16 protein-coding genes are annotated in these 21,227 nt (G+C 46.3%); 6 read left to right on the forward strand and 10 right to left on the reverse strand.

Features of this window, described 5'->3' with window-relative positions; all coding sequences use genetic code 11:
- Positions 1-2: 2 nt before the first annotated feature.
- Positions 3-1,379 carry a di-heme oxidoreductase family protein gene (locus LRP49_RS16825; protein ID WP_274143473.1) on the reverse strand — a complete coding sequence of 459 codons (1,377 nt, stop codon included), beginning with the start codon at positions 1,377-1,379 and terminating at the stop codon, positions 3-5.
- 78 nt (positions 1,380-1,457) lie between these two features.
- The gene (locus tag LRP49_RS16830) at positions 1,458-2,714 is read right to left on the reverse strand and encodes an imelysin family protein (protein ID WP_274143474.1); all 1,257 of its coding nucleotides are present in this window, start codon (positions 2,712-2,714) and stop codon (positions 1,458-1,460) included.
- A 318-nt stretch (positions 2,715-3,032) separates the two neighbouring features.
- On the opposite strand from LRP49_RS16830, the gene LRP49_RS16835 reads away from it, so the two are divergent.
- The 5 genes from LRP49_RS16835 to LRP49_RS16855 all read left to right on the forward strand — a co-directional run bounded on the left by LRP49_RS16835 (position 3,033) and on the right by LRP49_RS16855 (position 9,049).
- The gene (locus LRP49_RS16835) at positions 3,033-3,512 is read left to right on the forward strand and encodes a MarR family winged helix-turn-helix transcriptional regulator (RefSeq protein WP_274143475.1); all 480 of its coding nucleotides are present in this window, start codon (positions 3,033-3,035) and stop codon (positions 3,510-3,512) included.
- Between the two features lie 267 nt (positions 3,513-3,779).
- On the forward strand, positions 3,780-5,003 hold the full coding sequence (locus LRP49_RS16840) for an EAL domain-containing response regulator (protein WP_274143476.1): 1,224 nt from the start codon (positions 3,780-3,782) through the stop codon (positions 5,001-5,003).
- Between the two features lie 197 nt (positions 5,004-5,200).
- Entirely contained in the window at positions 5,201-5,896 is a 696-nt protein-coding gene (locus LRP49_RS16845; protein WP_274143477.1) for an aspartate/glutamate racemase family protein, read from the forward strand.
- 12 nt (positions 5,897-5,908) lie between these two features.
- On the forward strand, positions 5,909-6,406 hold the full coding sequence (locus tag LRP49_RS16850; RefSeq protein WP_274143478.1) for a GNAT family N-acetyltransferase: 498 nt from the start codon (positions 5,909-5,911) through the stop codon (positions 6,404-6,406).
- Positions 6,407-6,733: 327 nt separating this feature from the next.
- Positions 6,734-9,049, forward strand: coding sequence for a methyl-accepting chemotaxis protein (locus LRP49_RS16855; protein WP_274143479.1), 2,316 nt, complete (start codon positions 6,734-6,736; stop codon positions 9,047-9,049).
- Positions 9,050-9,156: 107 nt separating this feature from the next.
- Here the strand turns inward: LRP49_RS16855 and mukB are convergent, their stop codons facing one another.
- The 4 genes from mukB to cmoM all read right to left on the reverse strand — a co-directional run bounded on the left by mukB (position 9,157) and on the right by cmoM (position 16,497).
- On the reverse strand, positions 9,157-13,617 hold the full coding sequence (gene mukB / locus LRP49_RS16860) for a chromosome partition protein MukB (protein ID WP_274143529.1): 4,461 nt from the start codon (positions 13,615-13,617) through the stop codon (positions 9,157-9,159).
- 2 nt (positions 13,618-13,619) lie between these two features.
- Positions 13,620-14,339 (reverse strand): chromosome partition protein MukE, encoded by a 720-nt coding sequence (mukE, locus tag LRP49_RS16865; RefSeq protein ID WP_274143480.1) that lies wholly within the window; start codon positions 14,337-14,339, stop codon positions 13,620-13,622.
- On the reverse strand, positions 14,320-15,642 hold the full coding sequence (gene mukF / locus LRP49_RS16870; RefSeq protein ID WP_274143481.1) for a chromosome partition protein MukF: 1,323 nt from the start codon (positions 15,640-15,642) through the stop codon (positions 14,320-14,322). Before mukF ends, mukE begins: the two co-directional genes overlap by 20 nt.
- Positions 15,643-15,714: 72 nt before the next feature.
- Positions 15,715-16,497 carry a tRNA uridine 5-oxyacetic acid(34) methyltransferase CmoM gene (gene cmoM / locus LRP49_RS16875; protein WP_274143482.1) on the reverse strand — a complete coding sequence of 261 codons (783 nt, stop codon included), beginning with the start codon at positions 16,495-16,497 and terminating at the stop codon, positions 15,715-15,717.
- Positions 16,498-16,610: 113 nt separating this feature from the next.
- Between cmoM and elyC the strand changes: the two genes are divergently transcribed.
- On the forward strand, positions 16,611-17,432 hold the full coding sequence (gene elyC, locus LRP49_RS16880; protein ID WP_274143483.1) for an envelope biogenesis factor ElyC: 822 nt from the start codon (positions 16,611-16,613) through the stop codon (positions 17,430-17,432).
- Positions 17,433-17,485: 53 nt separating this feature from the next.
- Here elyC and kdsB read toward each other — a convergent pair whose 3' ends face one another.
- The 4 genes from kdsB to msbA are packed head-to-tail and all read right to left on the reverse strand — an operon-like array spanning position 17,486 to position 21,193.
- The gene (gene kdsB, locus LRP49_RS16885) at positions 17,486-18,238 is read right to left on the reverse strand and encodes a 3-deoxy-manno-octulosonate cytidylyltransferase (protein ID WP_274143484.1); all 753 of its coding nucleotides are present in this window, start codon (positions 18,236-18,238) and stop codon (positions 17,486-17,488) included.
- Complete coding sequence (locus tag LRP49_RS16890) at positions 18,238-18,420, reverse strand: Trm112 family protein (protein ID WP_067415103.1); 183 nt, start codon at positions 18,418-18,420, stop codon at positions 18,238-18,240. Before LRP49_RS16890 ends, kdsB begins: the two co-directional genes overlap by 1 nt.
- Positions 18,401-19,432 carry a tetraacyldisaccharide 4'-kinase gene (gene lpxK, locus LRP49_RS16895; RefSeq protein ID WP_274143485.1) on the reverse strand — a complete coding sequence of 344 codons (1,032 nt, stop codon included), beginning with the start codon at positions 19,430-19,432 and terminating at the stop codon, positions 18,401-18,403. The genes LRP49_RS16890 and lpxK overlap by 20 nt, the downstream gene beginning before the upstream one ends.
- A 3-nt stretch (positions 19,433-19,435) precedes the next feature.
- Positions 19,436-21,193 (reverse strand): lipid A ABC transporter ATP-binding protein/permease MsbA, encoded by a 1,758-nt coding sequence (gene msbA, locus LRP49_RS16900; protein WP_274143486.1) that lies wholly within the window; start codon positions 21,191-21,193, stop codon positions 19,436-19,438.
- Positions 21,194-21,227 lie beyond the last annotated feature (34 nt).

The raw sequence follows: 21,227 nt of genomic DNA on the forward strand, positions 1-21,227 counted from the left end.
ACCTACAAAGAAAGAAGGAATGCGATCAGTGCGTTGCGCTGATTCTCATCAAACCCCAACACCTTTTGCTTAATCGACTCCGCTTCACCGCCATGCCAAAGCACAGCCTCCATCACATTTCTTGCTCGCCCATCGTGGAGGAGCTCAGTATGGCCATTCACTTCTTCGGTATACCCGAGACCCCATAACGGAGCGGTTCTCCACTCGGTGCCTGTCGCGATAAACTCGCCGCGATGATCAGCAAGCCCTGAGCCCATGTCATGCAAAAGTAGGTCAGTGTATGGCGAAATTAACTGGTTGCTGATGGCCGTTCTGTTTTCCACAACACCCGTTCTAATCTCCCGCTGATGACAACTCTGACACCCAATATCCATAAAGAGCATTTCACCCTTAACCACGAGGGGATCATTCATATTTCGACGCTTAGGGACGGCAAGGTGCTGAGTATAGAACTCAACGAAGTTAAGAATTTTGTCGCTGACTTCAGGCGAGCCACCATTCGGTAGCGCATCACACAGGGGCTGTGCTGGGGAACAATTTTCCGACGGGAAGAGCGACGTTGTTAGCCCTAAGTCACCATTAAACGCGGCCGCATTCTGCTGCATCAGGCTCGGCTGCCCCGCTTTCCAACCAAATCTTCCCAACCGAACCGAGCTGGATTCAACGTCCCAAACCTTGTTAGCGCGACCTGATATCCCCTGACCCTGCTGGTCTTGCTCTTGCGCAAACCGCATCAACGTTTCTTCAGGAATGGCTTCAAGCAGCCCTAGCCCGATCATCGGAGGAGCTACCCTAAGAGACATTTGGGTATCCGGGTGCAGTTCACCGTAATTCAGACCTTCGAGAGTGAGCACAGGCTTTCGTAGTTCAACAACAAAACCGTCCTTGAACGTCTCCGTATGCGTCTCAAACGTGATGTTTATTTGCCCTTCCTCTTTCGAACCGGACAGTGCTACATCTTGTAACTGCCCTCCATAGGTAGGTTCAGGCACGTTCCCATGTTTAATCACCCATGCTTTTTGAGCTTTTGTCACCGCAGGTACACTGAGGCGTACTAAGATAGAGACCGCATTCGTATCACCTTCACTGGGTAAGTGGCCACGACCGTCTTTAATATGGCAATTTTGGCACCCGTTGGTATTAAACAGAGGCCCTAAGCCATCTCGGGCATCGGTCGACGCAGGCGCACTCACCCAAGGATTTCGAAAAAAGCTATTACCAACACTGAAGTCTATTTGCTCTGACAGGGGCAGGTTTGATGCGGCTTGCGAAAATGCGTTTGTGCCTTGTTGCGAGGTCGTGGTATCTCCACCCGATTTCGGAGAAGCGGGGAGGCAAGAAGAGAACAAAACAGATAAGGTAAACAAAAAATACTTCATACATCCTGCGAGAAATATTGGCTTTAAGAAATAGGAAAAGCCCCCAAAGCATTGGAGGCTTGTTCTAGTGATACGTATTTAGAACTGATGGTCAGCCGTATCAGGGTTCAAATTGCTTACACCTACAGCTGCCGCAATTTGCTCAATACCTTTTGTTTGTGCGACCAACGCACTAATTGCATCATTAACCAATTGATTCCCCGCTGCATTATCTGAAGCAATGAGCTGATCAAAGTACACATTTCTATTTTCGGCAGACTCCACCAGTCGATAAACTTCTTTTTTGGCATTATCAAAATCGGCCTTAATGGCTTTTGCCGAACTAGGGTCAACCGCTTTCACCATGTCATATAGCGAAGGGCCGGTCAGCATCGTTCCATCCACCCTTTTGTAGGAACCAGTGAATACGTTATAAATACCTAATTCATTGTAATAATGAGAGTTGTGTGTGTTGTCTGAAAAACAATCATGTTCATCTTCCGTTGAATTGGCTTCCAGAGCTACTTTCATGCGCTCTCCAGCCAACTCCCCTAAAGATAAGGAGCCCATACCAAATAGCATTTTGCGCAAACCGTTATCGGTATTTTCCGTGAGAAGCGTGGCCCGATAATTGTCTTTCTGTCCCGATGCCCATTGATTTTCCATCCAATTCAAATCGGCAACCAGTAGTTCCGCAGCAGCCTTTAAATAGGCTCTGCGACGGTCACAATTTCCATTTGTACATGACTCCCCATAGGCAAAGTCACTATAAGAGCGGTTTCCTGCTCCCGCATTCGTCCCGTTTAAATCTTGGCCCCAAAGCAGGAACTCGATAGCGTGGTAGCCAGTTGCAACGTTAGCTTCAGAACCAGCGAGTTCATTTAGTGAAGCAAGGAGGTCAGGTGTGATATTGGAAACATCAAGAGTTTCACTCCCCATTTTCAACGCGTTATTCGCAACAATATTTGCGACTGCACCAGGATTCCCAAGCTCGTATTGATAATCATCCGCTACATAATCAATAAGCCCCTCATCAAGCGGCCATGCATTAAGCTGTCCTTCCCAATCATCGACGATGGCGTTACCGAATCTGAACACTTCTGTTTGCTGATAAGGCACGCGTGATGCAAACCATGCCTCCTTGGCGGCTTGCAGTGTTTCTGCCGATGGTTTTTGGTTTAAAGCATCAATTGCTGCGTTCAAATCGACCGCCGTTGCATGTGCATCACTAAAAACGGCATGAGCAATATCCGCATAATGTTCAACTACATCGATATTTGATGCTGCTGACACGTGAGTCGCAACGCTGGAGAAAATCAACGCAGAGCATGCGATAGCAAGAGATGAGCGATTCATAATTCTTCCTTGAGTAAATACTTCTTAACATACGAACGATATCGTTAATAATTATTACACTCATTTACAATTGCATTCAAATGTAAATGTGAATCAGTCTCATTTTCTATTGGTAATGATCACAACATCACCTTGAAACAACTGAAATGTCTCAACGTTAAGCAAAGGAATAAGAATAAAATCCAAATCGCTTTCGCGAACTCTTTTCTAAATGTGTAAGGTTTGGTAAGAAACGTGCGAAAGGCCTTTTAAAAAAATGGTTTTGCACAGATAATTTCGGCGATTTATACAACTTGCAGTTTTTAAGGAGACGCTTCTATGGAGAAGCACGAAGAGGTATTGGTTGCATTGAGGCAAATCATCCGTGCCATCGATCTGCATTCTAGAAAATTGAATAAAGAAGCAGGACTAACCGGCCCGCAACTAGTGCTAATGAGAGCGATTCATGATCTTGATGAAGTGACTATTCGACAACTGTCAAATCACACCAACATGAGTCAAGCTACGGCGACAACAATTCTCGATCGTTTGGCAAGCCGTAACCTAATCGTTCGCGTCAGAAGCAATCTAGATAAACGCAAAGTGCACGCCCACCTTACTCCTGAAGGTGTTCAAGCATTAGAGCAAGCTCCTAAGCCTCTGCAAGAAAGTTTCATTTCACGTTTTCAGGCGCTCGAAGAGTGGGAACAATCACTTCTAATTTCTTCTGTTCAACGTATCTCATCCATGATGAACGCCGATAGCATTGATGCAGCACCTCTTCTGGAAGTTGCACCATTAACGTCTTCAGAGCACTAATTTTAAAAGCCCTTCGGGGCTTTTTTCATCTTATTTGCTTTCTACAAAAACAGCCTCAACCTATCACTCCCCTTTCATTCCTCTCCCCACCCACTGAAACCACCACTTATTTCTTGACAAAAATTTATTTCACTAAACACATAAAAAATAACGGTCTGGTGTAATATTTTTAGGCATAAACACAAAATAACCATGCAGCGAGTGTTGAAAATTAACCATTAGAATCTAATTTTAATTTGAGACTTTAGTATTAATAGTGAGAGCGAGATGAAACGTTCTAGACGCGTGATGGTTATCGATGATTCAGAATCTATCTTGGCCTTGATGGTATCGATGTTGGATGGTATCGGTTACGAAGATGTCTGTACCCATTCATCTCCTCAAAAAGCACTCGCGCAATTAAAACGCTCACCACAACTCTTCGACATTGTTTTTACCGACCTAAATATGCCAGAAATTGACGGCATGGCCGTTATCAGGGAGCTAGGCGAAGTCAACTATCAAGGGGGAATCTGCATAATTTCCGACCTTGATGTGCGCATCATTGAGCTCGCTGCAGAAGTCGCTAGGCAACAAAAAGTCTGCCTGTTGGGCAACATCGCAAAACCAATAACACCAGATGGACTGCGATTGATTTTCGACCGAATGTCGCAAATAGAGGAACGAAAGTTTATAAATTTCAAAAAGATGTCAAAGAAAGAACTTTTAGATTGTATCGTTCGTCAGCAAATCATCCCGTACTACCAACCTAAACTCAATCCGCAAAACAATCTCGTTGAAAGCTTAGAAGTGCTGGCGAGAATAAAACTCCCTGAAGAAACGGATGCTGTCTTACCAGGTCGATTTATACCTACCGCCATGGAACATGAACTCATGGATCTCCTCACCATGCAGTTGGCAGAGAAAACAGCATCAGACATGGACTCTTTATCCGACATTTTTGGCGATCACGTTAAAGTCAGTATCAACCTTTCCCCCCAACAATTGGCAGATCTCGACATTCCAAACCGCCTTGAGGCTCTTTTTGAAGCCAGACAAATCGATAAAAACCGTGTCGTTTTAGAGATCACTGAAGAATATGCGCTTAAGTCCTCTGAGCAAATGGAATCATTAAACAGATTAAGAATCAGGGGATATGGGTTGTCTTTGGATGATTTTGGAACAGGATTTACCAATATTCAGCAACTAAGGAGCCTTCCCTTTACCGAGGTAAAAATCGATAGAACGCTCATCAACCAGATTCATTCAGACCAATTCAGCCAAGTCATCGTCAGTTCGTTAACGGATATTGCAGAAAAATTTAAAGTAGATCTGGTTGCAGAAGGCATCGAGCATTTTGAAGATTTAGAATACCTTACCGCGCGTTATCCCGGCATTCTTTTGCAAGGCTTTTTAATTAGTCGACCTCGCCCAGTAGAAACATTATCAGGGTGGTACCAGCAATGGTTAAAAGGTGTAGGTGCGTCAATCGTGGAAAACAGCCAAGCATAACCACTATTTAAAGTATTTGTCAGAAGGTTCGTCAGCATACGGGCCTTCACCAAACGCAAATCCACCTTTCATTTTTACCAGACGACTCGCTTTCATATTTTGTTAGTTCAAATCTGAATTTTGTGATACCTCTAATCTAAACGCGTTTTCACAGTGCGCTTTGTACCTGTTTAGTTTTGTTAAAGGAATAATCACAAATGAAATCAATCGGCGTGATCGGTGGTATGAGCTGGGAATCTACCATTGTTTACTATCGTCTGCTCAATCAATACACGAAGCGTCAATTAGGCGGTCATCACTCAGCCAAAATACTGATGAGCAGCGTCAACTTCGCTGAAATTGAAGCATTCCAACGTAGCGGAGATTGGGACAGTTCAGCAAGAATTCTCGCCGATGAAGCAAAAAAATTGGAAGCAGCAGGTGCTGACTTTATTGTTATCGCGACAAATACGATGCACAAAGTTGCCAACCAAGTACAAGAAGCCATCTCAATACCTCTCCTTCACATTGCTGACGCAACGGCTCTGGCATTAAAAGAGAATAATATTCAACATGTTGGTCTTCTCGGCACCCGATTTACCATGTCCCAACCTTTTTACAAAGAGCGTTTAGAACAACACGGTATAACTGTGTCTGTTCCACCTGAATGGCACCAAGATGTCGTTCACGAAATTATTTATCAAGAACTTTGCCAAGGCGAAATAAAGGCGCATTCTCGTCAACAATACTTAGCTGTCATCGACGAGCTACAACAAAACGGTGCGCAAGCTGTTATTTTGGGTTGTACCGAAATCGGGCTTCTCGTTCAACAAAACCACACGGATGTCCCGCTTTACGACACCACAGATTTACATGCTTTTGCGGCAGTAAAGTTTGCATTAGAAGAAAAGTAGTAGAGAGTCAGGATGACAGTACGAAAAGCAACACAGTTGGATTTAGCTGCGATCAACGCGATCTACAACCACTACATTACTAATACATCAATAACGTTTGATTATGATGAATGGTCAATCGAGCAACGGCAAACATGGTTTGATAAAATCAATCACAACAACGATATATACCACGTCCTAGTAAAAGAGGATGAACAAGGAAGCGTGATCGGTTTTGCTTACAATAACGAATTTCGAGAGAAATTAGCCTACCGGATAAGTTCAGAGCTTACGATTTACCTACATCATGAGTATGCATCTAAAGGTGCAGGAACTCAGCTCATGCAGGCTCTATTGGCAGAGATATCTGGGTCTGAGATTCACAGAGTTTATTCTGTTATTACGCTGCCCAACCCTGCATCACTTAAGCTGCATGAAAAATTTGGTTTTAAACAGGTGGGGATTCTGTCGGAAGCTGGCTATAAATTTGAGCAGTATTATTCGGTAGCGATTTTGGAAAAATCGATTTAATTCTAGTTTGTTACAAGAAACCTCCTATTCGCTAGGCATTAATAAATACTAACTTAATGCCTAGCCATTAATACACCCTTCACACCTTTATTCCTCAAGAAAATAAACTTGCATTGGATGCCTGAGTGCCAGTAGCCCAACTTTTACCTATTAACACTAGCTATTATCTAACTGTTATATATAGCTAAAATTTAAAAAACACGCCTTTTCATAGAGTTATACGCGTCAGGCGCAAATCTGAAGACTTCTAGACACTTAACGCAGAAAACCACCTACACTTAGTATGTTATTTATGCAACAGATGCAACATATTTGGAGCGGACTAACATGAAAATTTCCACAAAAATTAAAGCCGCCTTTGTTGGCATGAGTGCATTTGCAGTCATTGCCACTGCAGCATTGTTAACGGTTACTGCAACTAACACATCGAGTAATGCACTCGAAAAACAAGTGCAGAACCAATTGCTCTCAGTTCGTGAAGTGAAAAAATCCGAGATTGAGCATTATTTTGATGGGATCAGCAAGCAATTGACGAACCTCGCAAACTCCACCATGACGGAGGATGCGATGCTACAGTTTTCTAAGAGTTTTCAAAGCGTCAAAACAGAAGCTACTCCCACGCCAAATCAGGCTGAAAAACTGCGCGACTACTATACCAATGAGTTCGGTGCCACTTTCGAAGAAACCAATGCCAAGGATGCGAATGCGCTAGATACACTCGAAAGTATTGGGCTAAATGGAAAACTGCTGCAAGAAGCTTATATCGGGGTTAACGAAAATTCGCTAGGGAACAAACACCTGTTGGATAAAGCGAATGATGGGACCACTTACAGCGAAATTCATGAAGTTTTCCATCCTAATTACCGTACGTTTCTCGAATCGTTTGGATACTACGATATCTTCTTAGTCGATAACGCGGGTAACATTGTTTACTCGGTATTTAAAGAGTTAGATTACGCGACTAACTTGGCGACTGGCCCTTACAAGGACAGTGGGTTAGCGGAAGCATTCCAAGGGGCAAAAAATCTAGCAAAAGGCGAATTCTCTTTTATAGATTTCTCCCCGTACTACCCATCGTATGATAGCCCTGCTTCGTTTATCGCTACGCCTGTTGTCAAAAACGGAACCAATATCGGTGTCCTTGTTTTTCAAATGCCCATTGATAACATCAATGCGATCATGACGTACGGCGGAAATTGGAAAGCGGACGGTTTAGGCGATACAGGGGAATCATTCCTCATCGGTCCAGATAATTTAATGCGCTCCCAAAGTCGACAGCTGGTCGAAAACAAAGCTGCCTACATCGACAGTTTAAGAAAGTCAGGTATCAGCAAAGAACTGATTGATCGGATAGAAATGACTGAATCATCAGCGGGACAGCAACCTGTCAAATCAGTCCATGTAAATGCCGCCCTTGGCGGAGATGCAGGATTTGGTACCGTGATTAATCACGTTGGCTCTGAAGTGTTTGCAGCCTATAAATACGTCAACATTTTGGGTAAACAGTGGGCCTTGGTAACAGAAATTGACAAACAAGAGGCAATGGCTGAGGTCACTTTATTAGAAAATACATTGTCTACTTTTTCCGTGGTTATCGGGGCTGCATTGATCACCATATCTATACTGATGGCTTGGCTAATTGCGGGCAGCATCAGTAAACCCATCTCTAAGCTCACGGACAAAATCTCCCGCATTGCAAGCACGCATGATTTAACGCTCCGCCTCGAAGTTAAAGGCAAAGATGAAATCACCGCACTTTCTACATCCATGAACTCGATGCTTGATGATTTTCTTCTCGTCATCAAAGGTGCTGACACCACGGTGAAAGCGTTAGGTAATGCATCTAATGAAATCCAGAACAATATTGAGTCTATGCGCAGTGAAGTTGACATGCAGGCATCAAACTCAAGCCAAGTCGCTGCTGCCGCGACAGAAATGAATGCCTCGATATCCGAAGTTGCTCAGTATGCAAACAGTGCCTCTCAGTCTTCGGAGAATGTCGTACTTTCTGTCCGCCAGAGTGCCGAAGTTGGCCAACGTTTGGTTTCAGAAATAGCAGAACTCTCTACAAAAATGGGCGATGCAACCAATTCAATGCAGCAACTCTCTGCCGAGAGTAATTCAATCGGGTCAGTATTGGATGTTATCCAAGGGATTGCGGAACAAACTAATTTGCTCGCTCTAAACGCAGCAATTGAAGCGGCTCGCGCAGGTGAGCAAGGCCGGGGCTTCGCCGTTGTTGCCGATGAAGTGCGTTCGCTTGCGATTCGAACTCAAACATCGACAGAAGAGATTCGAGCGAAGGTTGAATCATTGCAGTCAGAAACCAATAAGGTCGTTAATGGTATATCTGGTGCCAATAAATTTGTTGCCAGCAGTGTTGATAACTGCAATAAGAACAACGAAATGCTGGATCAAATTGCCAATATGATGACAGAAATTAACGATATGAATACGCAAATTGCGACTGCCGCAGGTCAACAATCATCTGTCACAGAAGAAATATCGTCTAATGTAAACAACATCGCGAACTCGTCACAGCTAGTGTCCGATAAAACGCACAGCACAGACAGCACGGCGACAAGTATTAACGAACAAGCTAAACAGCTCACAGAACAAATTGGCATGTTCAAAATAGCCTGATGCTTTAAACGAAAAAAGCCCTTACGTATGTAACGTAAGGGCTTTTTGTTTTGAAGCACAAGATAAAAAGCCAGTTTCATTCTGGCTTTTCACGCATTAATCATGCGCTACTGCGCAATCTCCAACGCTTCTTGTACTGGCGTCGTTACCTTTGCAACTTCGCCAAATCCACGTAGACCAACCACATGTACGTGCTCTTTATCGTTAAAGATCTTACGTACAAGTTTATAGGTTGTTCCCTGCTCAGGGCTGATATTTTCAGGCGCGGCAATAAGAAGCTGCATATCTAGACGATGACAAAGCTCAAACAAGGTCGAGATAGATTTCGCATCCAGACGCGCTGCCTCATCAAGGAACAGCAAACGACACGGAATCACATCTTTACCACGTAGGCGACGAGACTCTTCTTCCCAACTTTGTACAACCATCAGGAGAATAGCTTGACCCGTACCAATCGCTTCACCGGTAGACAACGCACCCGACTCTGCGCGTAACCAACCATCAGTTCCACGGTTAACTTCGATACCCAGCTCAAGATAATTGCGGTAATCCAATAGCTCTTCACCCAGAACCTGCGGTGAACGCTGACCCATGTCGATATGCGGATTCAAACGCTGGAACAATTTCGCCATTGCTTCAGAAAATGTCAGTCGGTTATTACCAAAGAGATCCTGATGCTGCTCAGCATTCTCGGCAAGACCCGCCAACAGTTGAGCGTGCGTTTCGCGAATAGAGACGTTTAGGCGAACACCTTGAACCTGACCGAAGGCAATGTTAGACAGGCCTTGGTTCAGCAAACGGATACGATTTTGTTCACGCTGAATGGTCTTACGAATGATGTTTGCCACCGATTCAGAACTGATTGCTAGACGCTTCTCACGTTGCGTCAGCTCTTCGGTCAGACGACCTAGCTCCACTTCCATCTCTTCAATCGCTTCAACCGGATCGTCAGTGCGAATGATGTCATGGCGAATACGCTCACGCAGATGCTGGTATACCGCAACGTAGAACAGAACTTTACGCTCTGGACGCGCCATATCTTCTGACGCTCGCAGCGCATCGCGTAGTGTTTCGTTATCAGCAACCGCTAGGCGCAGCGCACCCAATGATTTATCTGACAGAGAACGCAGTTCGTCAGCAGACATGTACGCCATTTCACGACGATTCAGTTGCTTCTCAACATTGCTGGTGCGAGCAATCTTCAGTACGCCAACCCAGCCTGCTTTTGCGTTCACCACGAAAGTACGCAGATCTGTGTATTCTTTACCCGCTTTTTTCAGCGTTTTCACCAGAGATTTCATCTCTAGTTCAATCGAAGTCAGACCCTTTTCAAGCTCACTCTTACGTGAGCGTGATTGAGATAATTGCGCGTTTAGTTCATCACGTCGAATACGTGCACGCTCTTCTGCTTCAACATCGGCACGAACACCCAACTCCACCAATTCACGTTTGAATTCCGCAACAGTTTCCTGTTTCGCTTGGTGGGAGCTTTTTAGCGATGCCAATAGCTGGTTGTATTGGTTTACTTGATCACGAACCTGTTTCACGTGCTCACGCGAACGCGTACGTGCACGCTCAGCATCTACCAACTTCGCCTTCAACTGTTCATTCAGCTCGCTGCTCTTATCCAATAGAGCCAGCGCGTCTTCATAACCAAAGTGGTGACGACGCTCAACCAGATCAGACAGCGCAAACAGCGTCTTCTTCAGCGTTTGCAGTGACAAATCTGCTTGCTGGTATGCTTCATTCAGGGCATCGAATTGCTCTGGGTCAGCATCCAAGGTAGAAACCAAATTTTCTAACTCAGCCAATGCTTTACCGTGTTCGCGCGTAAAATGGCGAGCCTCATCAGCTTGAGACAGACGGCTTTCCACTTCTTCTAAACGCGATTCCAGTGTCTCGTCTTCTAGCGCACTCACCACGTGTTGAAGTTTATTCAACTGCGCAATGGCTTCTTTCGCGCCCGTCAACTGTCTACGGATTTGCTGCTCGTTATCACGAAGTTGAACAAGCTGACGTTGAACACTGCCGCGTTTCTCACGCAGATCTTTCAGAGCTGCCTCTGGATCTTCGTTAAAAGCAACACTCATGTGGTTAGACACGAACTGGTTAAAGCTTTGGCTCAAACGCTGCAATTTCTGCGCATCAAATGATGCCTTTGCGTAGTTTTCGACCAACTCTTCACGTTTTTCACGCAGAACTTCCAGACGATGCTCACGCGCAGCTCGGCCAAACAACGGTACTTTCGGGAAGCGTGAGTAACGCAATTGACGATCGTTCAGGTGAACGCAAACGGCACCTTCCATCTCGTCAGCATCAAATACGCTATCATCAAAACCTTCGGCTTCGCCTTCGATGATATAAAGGTCTTCTGGGCAATCTTCGATATCAACCAGTTTCTCTTTAATACCTTTCAGGTCAGGTACAACGATGGCGTGACGCGCAGGACCATATAGTGCTGAGAAATACGGCGCATCATGCATGGTGATGTCATCGTAAATTTCTGATAGCAGCGTACCACCAAGGGTATCGGCCAGAGATTGCAAACGCGCATCATCACTACCGCCAGGTTGTGCAAGACGCTCAATCTCTGCTTCCAGAGCCTGTTTCTCAGTCGCCAATTTGTCACGGGTATCAAGCGTTTCACGCTCTTTCGCCATGACTTTCTGCATAGTGTCGAGCACCGCTTGGTTATCGTAAAGTTCTTCACCAGATTGCTCTGATAATTTCTCTAACGATGCCTGTGCCGCAATCCATGCTGGTGCAACCTTTTCAAACTCTGCAATTTTGGCAACGAATTCGTTTTCATTGCGTTGCAGTTCACGTGTTTTCTCTGATTGCTCGCCAACAGACTCTTCTGCAGTTTCCAATCGCTCTTGCTGACGCGCAAATTCAATTTCTACCGCGTCTTCAGTGACAACTGACGTCGAGAATTGACGCTGATATTGCTCCGACAGGGTCTTCGCCTGTTGGAAACTACGCATCTGACGTTCGAGGTCGCGACGTTGCGCTGCAAGTTGGTCAGCATTCGCGGCCAGAGACGCAAACTCGCGGCCTTTTGAAATTGCATCGCGTGCTTTTGCTGCTGCATCGCCACGTTCAACCTGACCCACTACACTGCGCACTAGCTCCAAGCCACGATCAAATTGCTTTGCTGCCGCTGAAGACAAATCCAACTTATGTTTCAGGCTCAAAAGCTCAGAAGTCTGACGCTCTTCGTCGGCTTTCAACGAAGACAGCAAATCTGTCGCGTTGTCTTGTGTCAGCTCGTCGTTTGCAGTCAGTGATTGTGCTTTTTCTAAGGCTTTAACCGCTTGTTGGTATTGCAACGCGCGGGTTTGCTGCATATCCAGTGCTTGTTGATAATCTGCCAACTGTGTTTTCAGGCTATCAACTTCTTCTTCACTGAGATGCGCTTGCTCTTCCGCCATGGCGAGCTGTTCGGTTGCTTCTTCCACAACCATCATCTGCTCTTCTAGACGAACAGCCAGCTCTTCCAGATCTTCCTGGTAGCGCTCGACTTTCTCTTGTTGGCGTACAGCAGTTTGCACCAATTGCAGGTGATCAGATGCTGCCTGATGGTCCAACTCTAAATGCGACTGGCTTTCCGTCAATGCATCCAGCTCGTCGGTCATGCGACCAAATGTGCCTTGGAAGTCATCAAGCTGCCGACGCGCACCCAGCAAGTCACCACGGCGCTTCATTGCCTGCTCAAGCTTGTTGCGACGTTCATTTGCATGGCGCATGTAGTCCGACGCAACATAGTTGGTCGATTCAGTGATCAAGTGTTTGAACAAATCACGGTCACGTTGAGTCAGCTTGATCGCTTCCAACGTCATGCGGTTTTCGCGAAGTGCCACTTCCATGTCTTGGAAAGCTTTCTTCACCCCGCCGTTTTGCGGCAGCAGGTAATCGCGAAGCGACTTGGTAATCGCACTTGAGATACCACCGTAAAGCGATGCTTCAATCAAACGATAGAACTTCGAGCGGTCGGTCGAGTTACGCAGTTTTTTCGGTAATGCACCGAACTCAAACATTTGTGCATGGTAATCAGTCACGGACGTAAACGCTTTAAAATGCGCTGTCTCGTACTGACTTAGTGAGTCTTTGACTTCATTCAATTGACGAACACGCACCTGATTTTCAGACACGCTTTCAATCAAAATATCAGTGACCTTGGCATTCGAAGGCAAGCCTTGAATGATAAACGGCTTGATATCTACTTTCTTGTCGCGACCTGCCACTTGCTGAAGGCGCACACCAAATAGAATGCGTTGGTTACGTGAGTTGATGACATCCAGAGCTGCATAACATGCACCCGGTTTCAACTTACCGTGCAGGCCTTTATCACGTGATGCGGTTGAACTCCCCGCCTCGGTAGTATTGCGGAAATGCAGAAGGCTTTGGTCAGGGATCAGAGCGGTAATAAACGCCGCCATGGTTGTAGATTTACCTGCACCGTTACCGCCTGATAGCGTTGTAACCAAATTGTCGATGTCAAAAGTACGTGCAAAGAAGCCGTTCCAGTTGACCATGGTCAGCGATTGGTATTTACCGCGTTGGATCATGCTCATGCTTGAACCTCCTGATCATCTTCATCACGTTCTTCGTCATGCTCATCACGAAGCAAGCTAGATTGCGCGTGCTCTTGCGTATGGATCACGGCTTCACCGTCACGGATCAGACGCAATTGCGCTTCGCGCATGTCGTCACCAGCACGCACATCAGCACCGAAGCGGAAGGTTGCTTCGCTGACACGGAATTTTCCGTTTTCACCGATCGGCACAATCATGCCCAAACGGCGAAGACGACGTAATGATGTTTTCACTTTGTCGTGAAGTTTTTCACGATCAAGATCAGAGCCGCTCGCACGTAGCGTCACCAATTTCATGAGTTTCTTTTCATCAGCCAAAGAAAGCAGTTCATCGAACAGCTCTTGGGTGGTGAAAATGCCTTCTTGAGCAAGACGTTCTGGGCTCAGATACAGGAAACACAGCACCTTACCCACCAACATATCCAACTCAGACAACACGCTACGTCCAATCAAAGACGTTGAACGAGGACGCAGATAGAAAAAACCTTCCGGTGCACGCACCAACTCAGCGTTATAGCGTTGGTAGAAATGCTGCAATCCGGTTTCAAACTCAATCAGATACGCATGATTATCTAAATCTTCGCTGGCGATATGGCGGCCAGCACGCAGCGCACTATCTAAAGCCGGGAAAAGCGGATTAGCAATCGCTTTTGCCAGTTCCTCCGGCATAAATTCTTCAATATTTATCGATGACATTCGCTTGTACCTTGGCTCCGTATTCGTTAATTGCCTGCCAGTCTGGTTGAATTGCTTGCATATCAGATTGCGAGTAACCAAGACGAACCGCTTGGTTGATGACAATTCGCGCCAGATCGAAATGACGAGCGTGTGGGTGTTGAGCCAAATAGTTTTTCAGTACGACGCCCAAATCGATGCCCTCGCCTGTTGCTCTATGACGAGACAGCATGTCAGCAATTTGGTCGCTCAATTGATCGTTAACCAGTGTCAGTTCTTCAAACTCGACTTCCGCAGGCATTTCACCGGTCACTTCGTCATCGCGAAGAACCAACGCTTCGTCACGCAAATCGCGCAAACGCTCTGCATCAGCAAAAGTCAGGAACCATGGGTTATCGAAATATTCTGTCACCGACTGGCGAAGGCGCTGGCTGAACGCGCGGTTCTTGTCCATGTCGATGGCATTACGAATAAATTTATGAACGTGGCGGTCATAGCCAATCCAAAGATCGATGGCTTGTTGTCCCCAGTTCACAATGCGGTCTAGCTTCATTTGCAGGTTGTAAATCATGGCATCGACAAACTCGAGGTCATCACGACCAAGCACCTGCTCTTGAATGTTCAGAAGCTGCGTCTGAAGCTGATCACCTGCCGATTGCAATGTATCTTGCAGCTCACGCAGAGTGCTCGATGTTTCATTCAGCAGGTGCTCACAGTTTGCAATCGCGGCTTGCCAGTCCTGATTCAACAGCGCAGCGATGTCTTCTTTCACTTTCTGCTGTTGCTCGTCCATCGTGCGCTGGTTCAAATCGATACGATCGAAAATTTCGGCCACTGAATATTTCAGAACGCCGTAAACGTTTTTGCGCCAAAAGTCCGCATCACCATCTTCTGATGCTGCTGACAGAGCTTTATCGATTTCATCCGCAACCATAGACAACTGAATGGACAGCTTTAATGAGCTGTATTCGCGATGACGCGCGTAATAATCACTGATACCCAGTGCTAACGGCGTAAGACGATAGATACTTGCACCGTCGGTCATTTCACTCGTGAAACGACTCATCAGGCGGCTTCGCACTAATTCGTTGATTGCATTGTTTGCTCGGAATGCGATGGTTTCGCTGGCTTGCCCGAACTGATCGCTGACAATGCGAAATGCATCAATCAGCTCTCCTTCTCCAAGCTCCTCCTCGAAACGCTCGCTGCTCAATACGGCAACGGCGAGAAGGAATGCCAGCCGTTCCGGTGGCAAATTGAGAGAAAAGTCGTTTTGTTTCACCCAACCTACCAACTCAGGAACAGTCTGAGAGAATTCGCTCATCCGTTTTCCTTGTTGTTTTATATACCCAAACGACCTGATGATGCTCGTATTCAGGTTGTTTGGGTATTATCGTTATAACTCGAGAGGCTTTTGTGCGTACACGTGAATGTAGCGACCTAACGAAATAAAAGGTTCCTGACGGCAGAGTTTTTGCTCCATCGCCACGACCTGTTCAAAGGTGTACTCACCCGTTCTCGTGTCTTTCATGTAGTCATGGAACGTGCGGACACCACTTTTCCCTAAAATGTTAAATCCAGCGTCTTCAATCCACTGATAGACATCTTCAGGTTGAAGGCCTTTTTGTGGTTGAAGTTTAAAACGTTTTCTGTGCGGCATCCCTTCTTCTATATGAGTGAGATTGCCACAAATCAGGTTCTTAAAAAGAAGACCATTTTGGTTATAGAACATCACAGAGACAATGCCACCCGGCTTGACCTGTGACAGTACGACATCCAGTGCTTCTTTTGGATCGGCCAACCATTCCATCACAGCATGGAACAGAACAAGATCGGTCTGTCTTTCCATATGTTGTGCGATTTCCTGCACTGGCGCATGGACGAAGCGATATTGCGCCAGAAGGCCTGCTTCATCGATATCTTTTTCAGCCAGTGCGAGCATCTGTGAAGAAAGATCACACAAGGTAACTTTGTGGCCGCGATGCGCTATCTGTTGTGATAGCTGTGCAAGACCACCGCCAGCATCCAAAATGTCTAACGGAGTAGATTCACCCAGTTGTTTCAATATTGATTCGAGATCTTGCCAAACAACGGCTTGGCGGATTTCTCCTTTGCCCGAGCCGTAAATGTTTTTAACAAATTTGTGGGCAATGTCGTCGAAATTTCTATCCCCTGTCACAGCGCCTTCGTTATCATAATCTGCTAAGGGGTACATTTTGGCATAAGCCTGCCGTTAATAAAGGCTTGATGCACGTATTGACCCCTGTTTGACTATATTTCGGGCGACATTTCATGTTTGAACTAAAAAAACTTATATCAACTTTACTGATGCCCCTTCCTGCGCTACTGCTTATTGGATTTTTTGGCCTGTTCCTTATCTGGTTTACGCAGCGAAAAGGCTTCGGTTCGTTCTTTGTATTTGTTTCACTATTGTTAATTGGATTGGTGTCTTTTCAGCCATTCACATCTTCATTGCTAATGCCATTGGAGCGCAACCACACACGCTTCCTGCCCACTGATGAACCTGTCGATTACGTAATGGTTCTCGGTCATGGTCATGTGGTAGATGACGAAATACCGCCCACTTCTGAGCTTTCTCGGACCGCATTGATGCGTTTAGTAGAGGGCATTCGAATTCATTTTATGTACCCTACATCCAAACTCATTCTGTCAGGTTACGATGGAGGCTATGAAGTCAGCCATGCGCGCATGTTGGCACGTGTTGCAATGGCAATGGGCGTAAACCAAAACAACATTTTGCTGCTTGAGACAGCAAAGGATACCTGGGAAGAAGCCTACCAAGCGGCGTCTGTCGTTGGGACCAGTAATTTGGTGTTGGTGACGTCAGCAAGCCATATGGACCGTGCATTGTATGAGTTTGACTCAGCGGGCCTCGATCCGGTCCCTGCTCCTACCAATTTCATCGCACAGAAAGAAATCAAACAGCCTTGGATTAAATATTCGCCTCGCGCGCAATACCTCGAGCAGTTTGAAAAATACTGGCATGAGCGCCTAGGACAGCTTTGGCAGCGCATGCGCGACAAAGTTGCGCAGCAAGAAGCGCAGTTTCAGGGCGACCCCGTTACTTCTCCTGAAGCCGTAAAGAATAATTAAGGTTATATTCGACACAAAAAAAGCTGCCATAGGCAGCTTTTTTATTAAGATTTTTACTGGTTTGCCACAATACGGCGCACGACCTCTAAGTCTTCAGGCGTATCTACGCCTGCTGGCGGTGCTTCGATCGCCACATCAACATGGATCTTCTCACCGTACCAAAGCACACGAAGTTGCTCTAGGCATTCAATATGCTCAATCGGGCTAGGTGCCCAATTAATGTAAGTATTGATAAAGCCCGCACGGTAACCGTAAATACCAATGTGGCGTTTTAGGTTGTGGTGAATTTCTGCAGGTGCTTTCGCGAAGTTATCACGATCCCAAGGAATCGTCGCACGGCTGAAGTACAGCGCATAACCGTCTTTGTCGGTAACGACTTTCACCGCATTTGGGTTAAACACCTCATCGGCATGATCAATGTTTACGGCAAGCGTAGACATCGGTGCTTGAGACTTCGCGAGGTTTTCCGCGACTTGACGGATCACGCTTGGTGGAATCAGTGGCTCGTCGCCCTGCACATTTACAATGATTTCATCTGCAGCCAGATTGTACTTTTCAACGACCTCAGCCAAACGCTCCGTGCCCGACTGGTGATCCGCACTCGTCAGACACACTTCACCGCCAAAGGCAGTCGCTGCGTCAACGATACGCTGATCGTCGGTCGCGATAATGACTTTATCTGCACCAGATTTCAGAGATTGTTCGTAAACCCATTGGATCATTGGCTTACCACCAATATCAACCAAGGGTTTTGCTGGCAATCGACTCGACGCATAACGCGCCGGGATCACTACCGTGAATTTCATTATTGATTAACCTCGTCAGATGACATCTCACGCGCTTCCGTGGTCAGCATTACTGGAATGCCTTCGCGAATCGGATAGGCCAAACGGTCGAATTTACAGACTAGTTCGTTGTTTTCTTTGTTGTAGTTCAGTTTTCCCTTACATGCAGGGCAAGCAACGATTTCAAGCAGTCGGTGATCCATATCCATCCTTCACTTTCAAAATTGTATTTATCATTTGGGTAGCCGCCTCTTCGCTAAAGCGCGCATCAACCGGCAGATACCACCAATTCTCGATATTCTGGTTTTGCTGAACAAAGCGACGACACTTTACGGCGTCTTTTTCTGTCATCAGCAAATGTTCGCCTTGTTTCGCCAGCGCATTCAATTGTTCAAACTCAAAGGCTTTATGATCGGCAAATGGCTCGCAGTGCACAGGTTTGACGCCCAAGCTCTCTAACGTATTAAAGAAACGTTGTGGGTTACCAATGCCCGCCATTGCGACTGTATTGTTTAATGAGTCTGCTGCCACTTTCTCGCCAGTTTTGATGTTCACCAGCTCGCTGGGTTTCAGGCTCATAGGCAATTCACCACGTTGGGCTTCGCCACCATTACAGACGATAAAATCCACGCTCTTCAAACGCTCGGGTTGTTCACGTAGTGGCCCAAAAGGCATGTAATGCGCATTACCGAAACGGCGCTCACCATCCACAATGACAAACTCAATGTCGCGATCGAGTTTATAGTGTTGTAAGCCGTCATCAGTAATGACGATATCAACGCCTAATGGAAGTAACGCTTTGACCGCATCACTGCGGATGGGTGAAATGGCAACAGGCACACCGGTTCGCTGATATATCAGTACCGGCTCATCCCCTGCCGTTTCCGTGCTGGTCGTATCATCAAGGACAAAAGGGTATGAATCCGCTTTGCCACCATAGCCACGAGACACAACGCCAGGTTTTAACCCTTTCGCCTTAAGCTGTTCCACCAGCCAAATCACAACCGGTGTTTTACCGTTGCCGCCCACGGTGATGTTTCCAACAACAATCACCGGAACAGGCGCACGATAGGCTTCACCTTTGCCATCCAAAAATGCCTGACGACGTTTACGAGCAATCGCGCCAAACACTTTGCTAAGTGGCCACAATAGTGGCGCACCGACGATGCCTAGCGGGTGGTTTTCAAACCAGATTTTTTCAATCAAACCCGCCAATGCTTACTCTCCAAATTGGATACGATATAGCTGAGCGTACGCGCCGTCATTGGCCATCAAGCTGGCGTGATCACCGCGTTCGACAATCTCACCTTCATCAACAACCAAGATCTGATCCGCTTTTTCGATGGTAGACAAGCGGTGTGCGATCACCAGCACGGTGCGGTCTTTTTGCAGCTCATCCAGTGCAGCCTGAATCGCACGCTCTGATTCAGTATCAAGTGCTGATGTCGCCTCATCAAGGATAAGTACTGGCGCATCACGTAACAAAGCGCGAGCAATCGCGATGCGTTGACGCTGACCGCCAGACAGGCTTACACCGTTCTCACCAATCACCGTATCAAAACCGTTTTCCATACCACGGATGAAATCAGCAGCAAATGCCAATTCCGCAGCACGCTCAATTTGCTCACGGCTGTAATCTTCTGTCGCCGCATAAGCAATGTTATTGGCGATTGTGTCGTTAAACAAATGAACGTTCTGAGAAACAATCGCGACGTGAGTACGCAGGTTGCTCAGGGTGTAATCTTCAATCTTGGTGCCATCAATGGTAATTGCACCACTGTCGATGTCATAGAAACGTGTCAGCAGGTTCGCAATCGTACTCTTACCAGAACCAGAGCGGCCAACCAGTGCCAGTGTTTGACCCGCAGGCAAATCGAAGCTCACTTTGTTCAGTGCTGGCGAGTCTTTTGTTGGGTAGGTAAACACAACGTCGTTAATTTGAATGTCGCCTTTAACGCGCTCAATCGTTTTCTGACCGTTATCTTTTTCGGTTTCCATTTCCATCAGTTCGAACAGGCTATTACATGCAGCCATACCGCGTTGGAACTGGGAGGTAACGTTAGTTAGTGCTTTTAACGGGCGCATAAGACCAAACATCGCACCAAAGACAACAGCAAACGTACCGGCAGTCAGTTCGCTACGAATTGCATCGGTATTTGCCAGCATAAGCACAACAACAAGCGCAAATGATGCAATCAACTGAATCACTGGGTTCGCAATAGCCTGCGCAGAAACCAACTTCATGGTCTGTTGACGCATACTGTTGCTGACGCTTTCAAAACGCTTTTTCTCTACGTCTTGACCGCCGAAACTCAGAACAACCTTGTGGCCTTTTAGCATTTGTTCAGCCGAGGTGGTAACAGACCCCATCGCTTCTTGCATGTTTGACGATATTTTACGGAAACGCTTTGAAACCACGCGAATCGCAATCGCTACGATTGGCGCAATCACCAGCAGGATCGCTGAAAGCTCCCAGCTGTAGTAAAACATCAACGCCATCAAGCCGATGATCGATGCACCTTCACGCACCAAACTAACAAGTGCGCCGCTGGTCGCGTTAGCAACTTGCTCTGAATCGTAAGTGATACGCGATAGCAAGGCACCCGATGACTCTTTATCAAAGAAGCTAACCGGCATTTGCATGAAGTGATTGAACATGCGGCGACGCATAACCATAACCACCTTGCCAGATACCCAAGACAAGCCGTAGGCAGACACAAAACTGGATATACCGCGTACCGCCATGAGAAGAACAAGGTAGAGAGGCATCCATTTCAGAAAGTCACTGTCCACACTGTCATAAGTGAAACCTTCGTCGAGCAAAGGTTTGATCATGGAAAGCATAAGTGTGTCGCTGGCAGCATTAATAACCAACGCGATGATGGCAACTACCAAACCTAACTTGTAGTCCGTGATATACGGCCAAAGCTTTTTGAAGGTATCCCACGTGGTTTGATCTTGATAATTTGATGACATTTTATTTGCTTATATTTCTGCAATTAGCGGGCAT

Source organism: Enterovibrio qingdaonensis (genome assembly GCF_028683135.1).
Lineage (GTDB): Bacteria > Pseudomonadota > Gammaproteobacteria > Enterobacterales > Vibrionaceae > Enterovibrio > Enterovibrio qingdaonensis.

Excerpts from the sequence above, each read along its gene's own strand:
- LRP49_RS16825 (WP_274143473.1), bottom strand. The coding sequence starts at position 1,379 with ATGAAGTATTTTTTGTTTACCTTATCTGTTTTGTTCTCTTCTTGCCTC.
- LRP49_RS16830 (WP_274143474.1), bottom strand. The coding sequence starts at position 2,714 with ATGAATCGCTCATCTCTTGCTATCGCATGCTCTGCGTTGATTTTCTCC.
- LRP49_RS16835 (WP_274143475.1), top strand. The coding sequence starts at position 3,033 with ATGGAGAAGCACGAAGAGGTATTGGTTGCATTGAGGCAAATCATCCGT.
- LRP49_RS16840 (WP_274143476.1), top strand. The coding sequence starts at position 3,780 with ATGAAACGTTCTAGACGCGTGATGGTTATCGATGATTCAGAATCTATC.
- LRP49_RS16845 (WP_274143477.1), top strand. The coding sequence starts at position 5,201 with ATGAAATCAATCGGCGTGATCGGTGGTATGAGCTGGGAATCTACCATT.
- LRP49_RS16850 (WP_274143478.1), top strand. The coding sequence starts at position 5,909 with ATGACAGTACGAAAAGCAACACAGTTGGATTTAGCTGCGATCAACGCG.
- LRP49_RS16855 (WP_274143479.1), top strand. The coding sequence starts at position 6,734 with ATGAAAATTTCCACAAAAATTAAAGCCGCCTTTGTTGGCATGAGTGCA.
- mukB (WP_274143529.1), bottom strand. The coding sequence starts at position 13,617 with ATGATCCAACGCGGTAAATACCAATCGCTGACCATGGTCAACTGGAAC.
- mukE (WP_274143480.1), bottom strand. The coding sequence starts at position 14,339 with ATGTCATCGATAAATATTGAAGAATTTATGCCGGAGGAACTGGCAAAA.
- mukF (WP_274143481.1), bottom strand. The coding sequence starts at position 15,642 with ATGAGCGAATTCTCTCAGACTGTTCCTGAGTTGGTAGGTTGGGTGAAA.
- elyC (WP_274143483.1), top strand. The coding sequence starts at position 16,611 with ATGTTTGAACTAAAAAAACTTATATCAACTTTACTGATGCCCCTTCCT.
- kdsB (WP_274143484.1), bottom strand. The coding sequence starts at position 18,238 with ATGAAATTCACGGTAGTGATCCCGGCGCGTTATGCGTCGAGTCGATTG.
- LRP49_RS16890 (WP_067415103.1), bottom strand. The coding sequence starts at position 18,420 with ATGGATCACCGACTGCTTGAAATCGTTGCTTGCCCTGCATGTAAGGGA.
- msbA (WP_274143486.1), bottom strand. The coding sequence starts at position 21,193 with ATGTCATCAAATTATCAAGATCAAACCACGTGGGATACCTTCAAAAAG.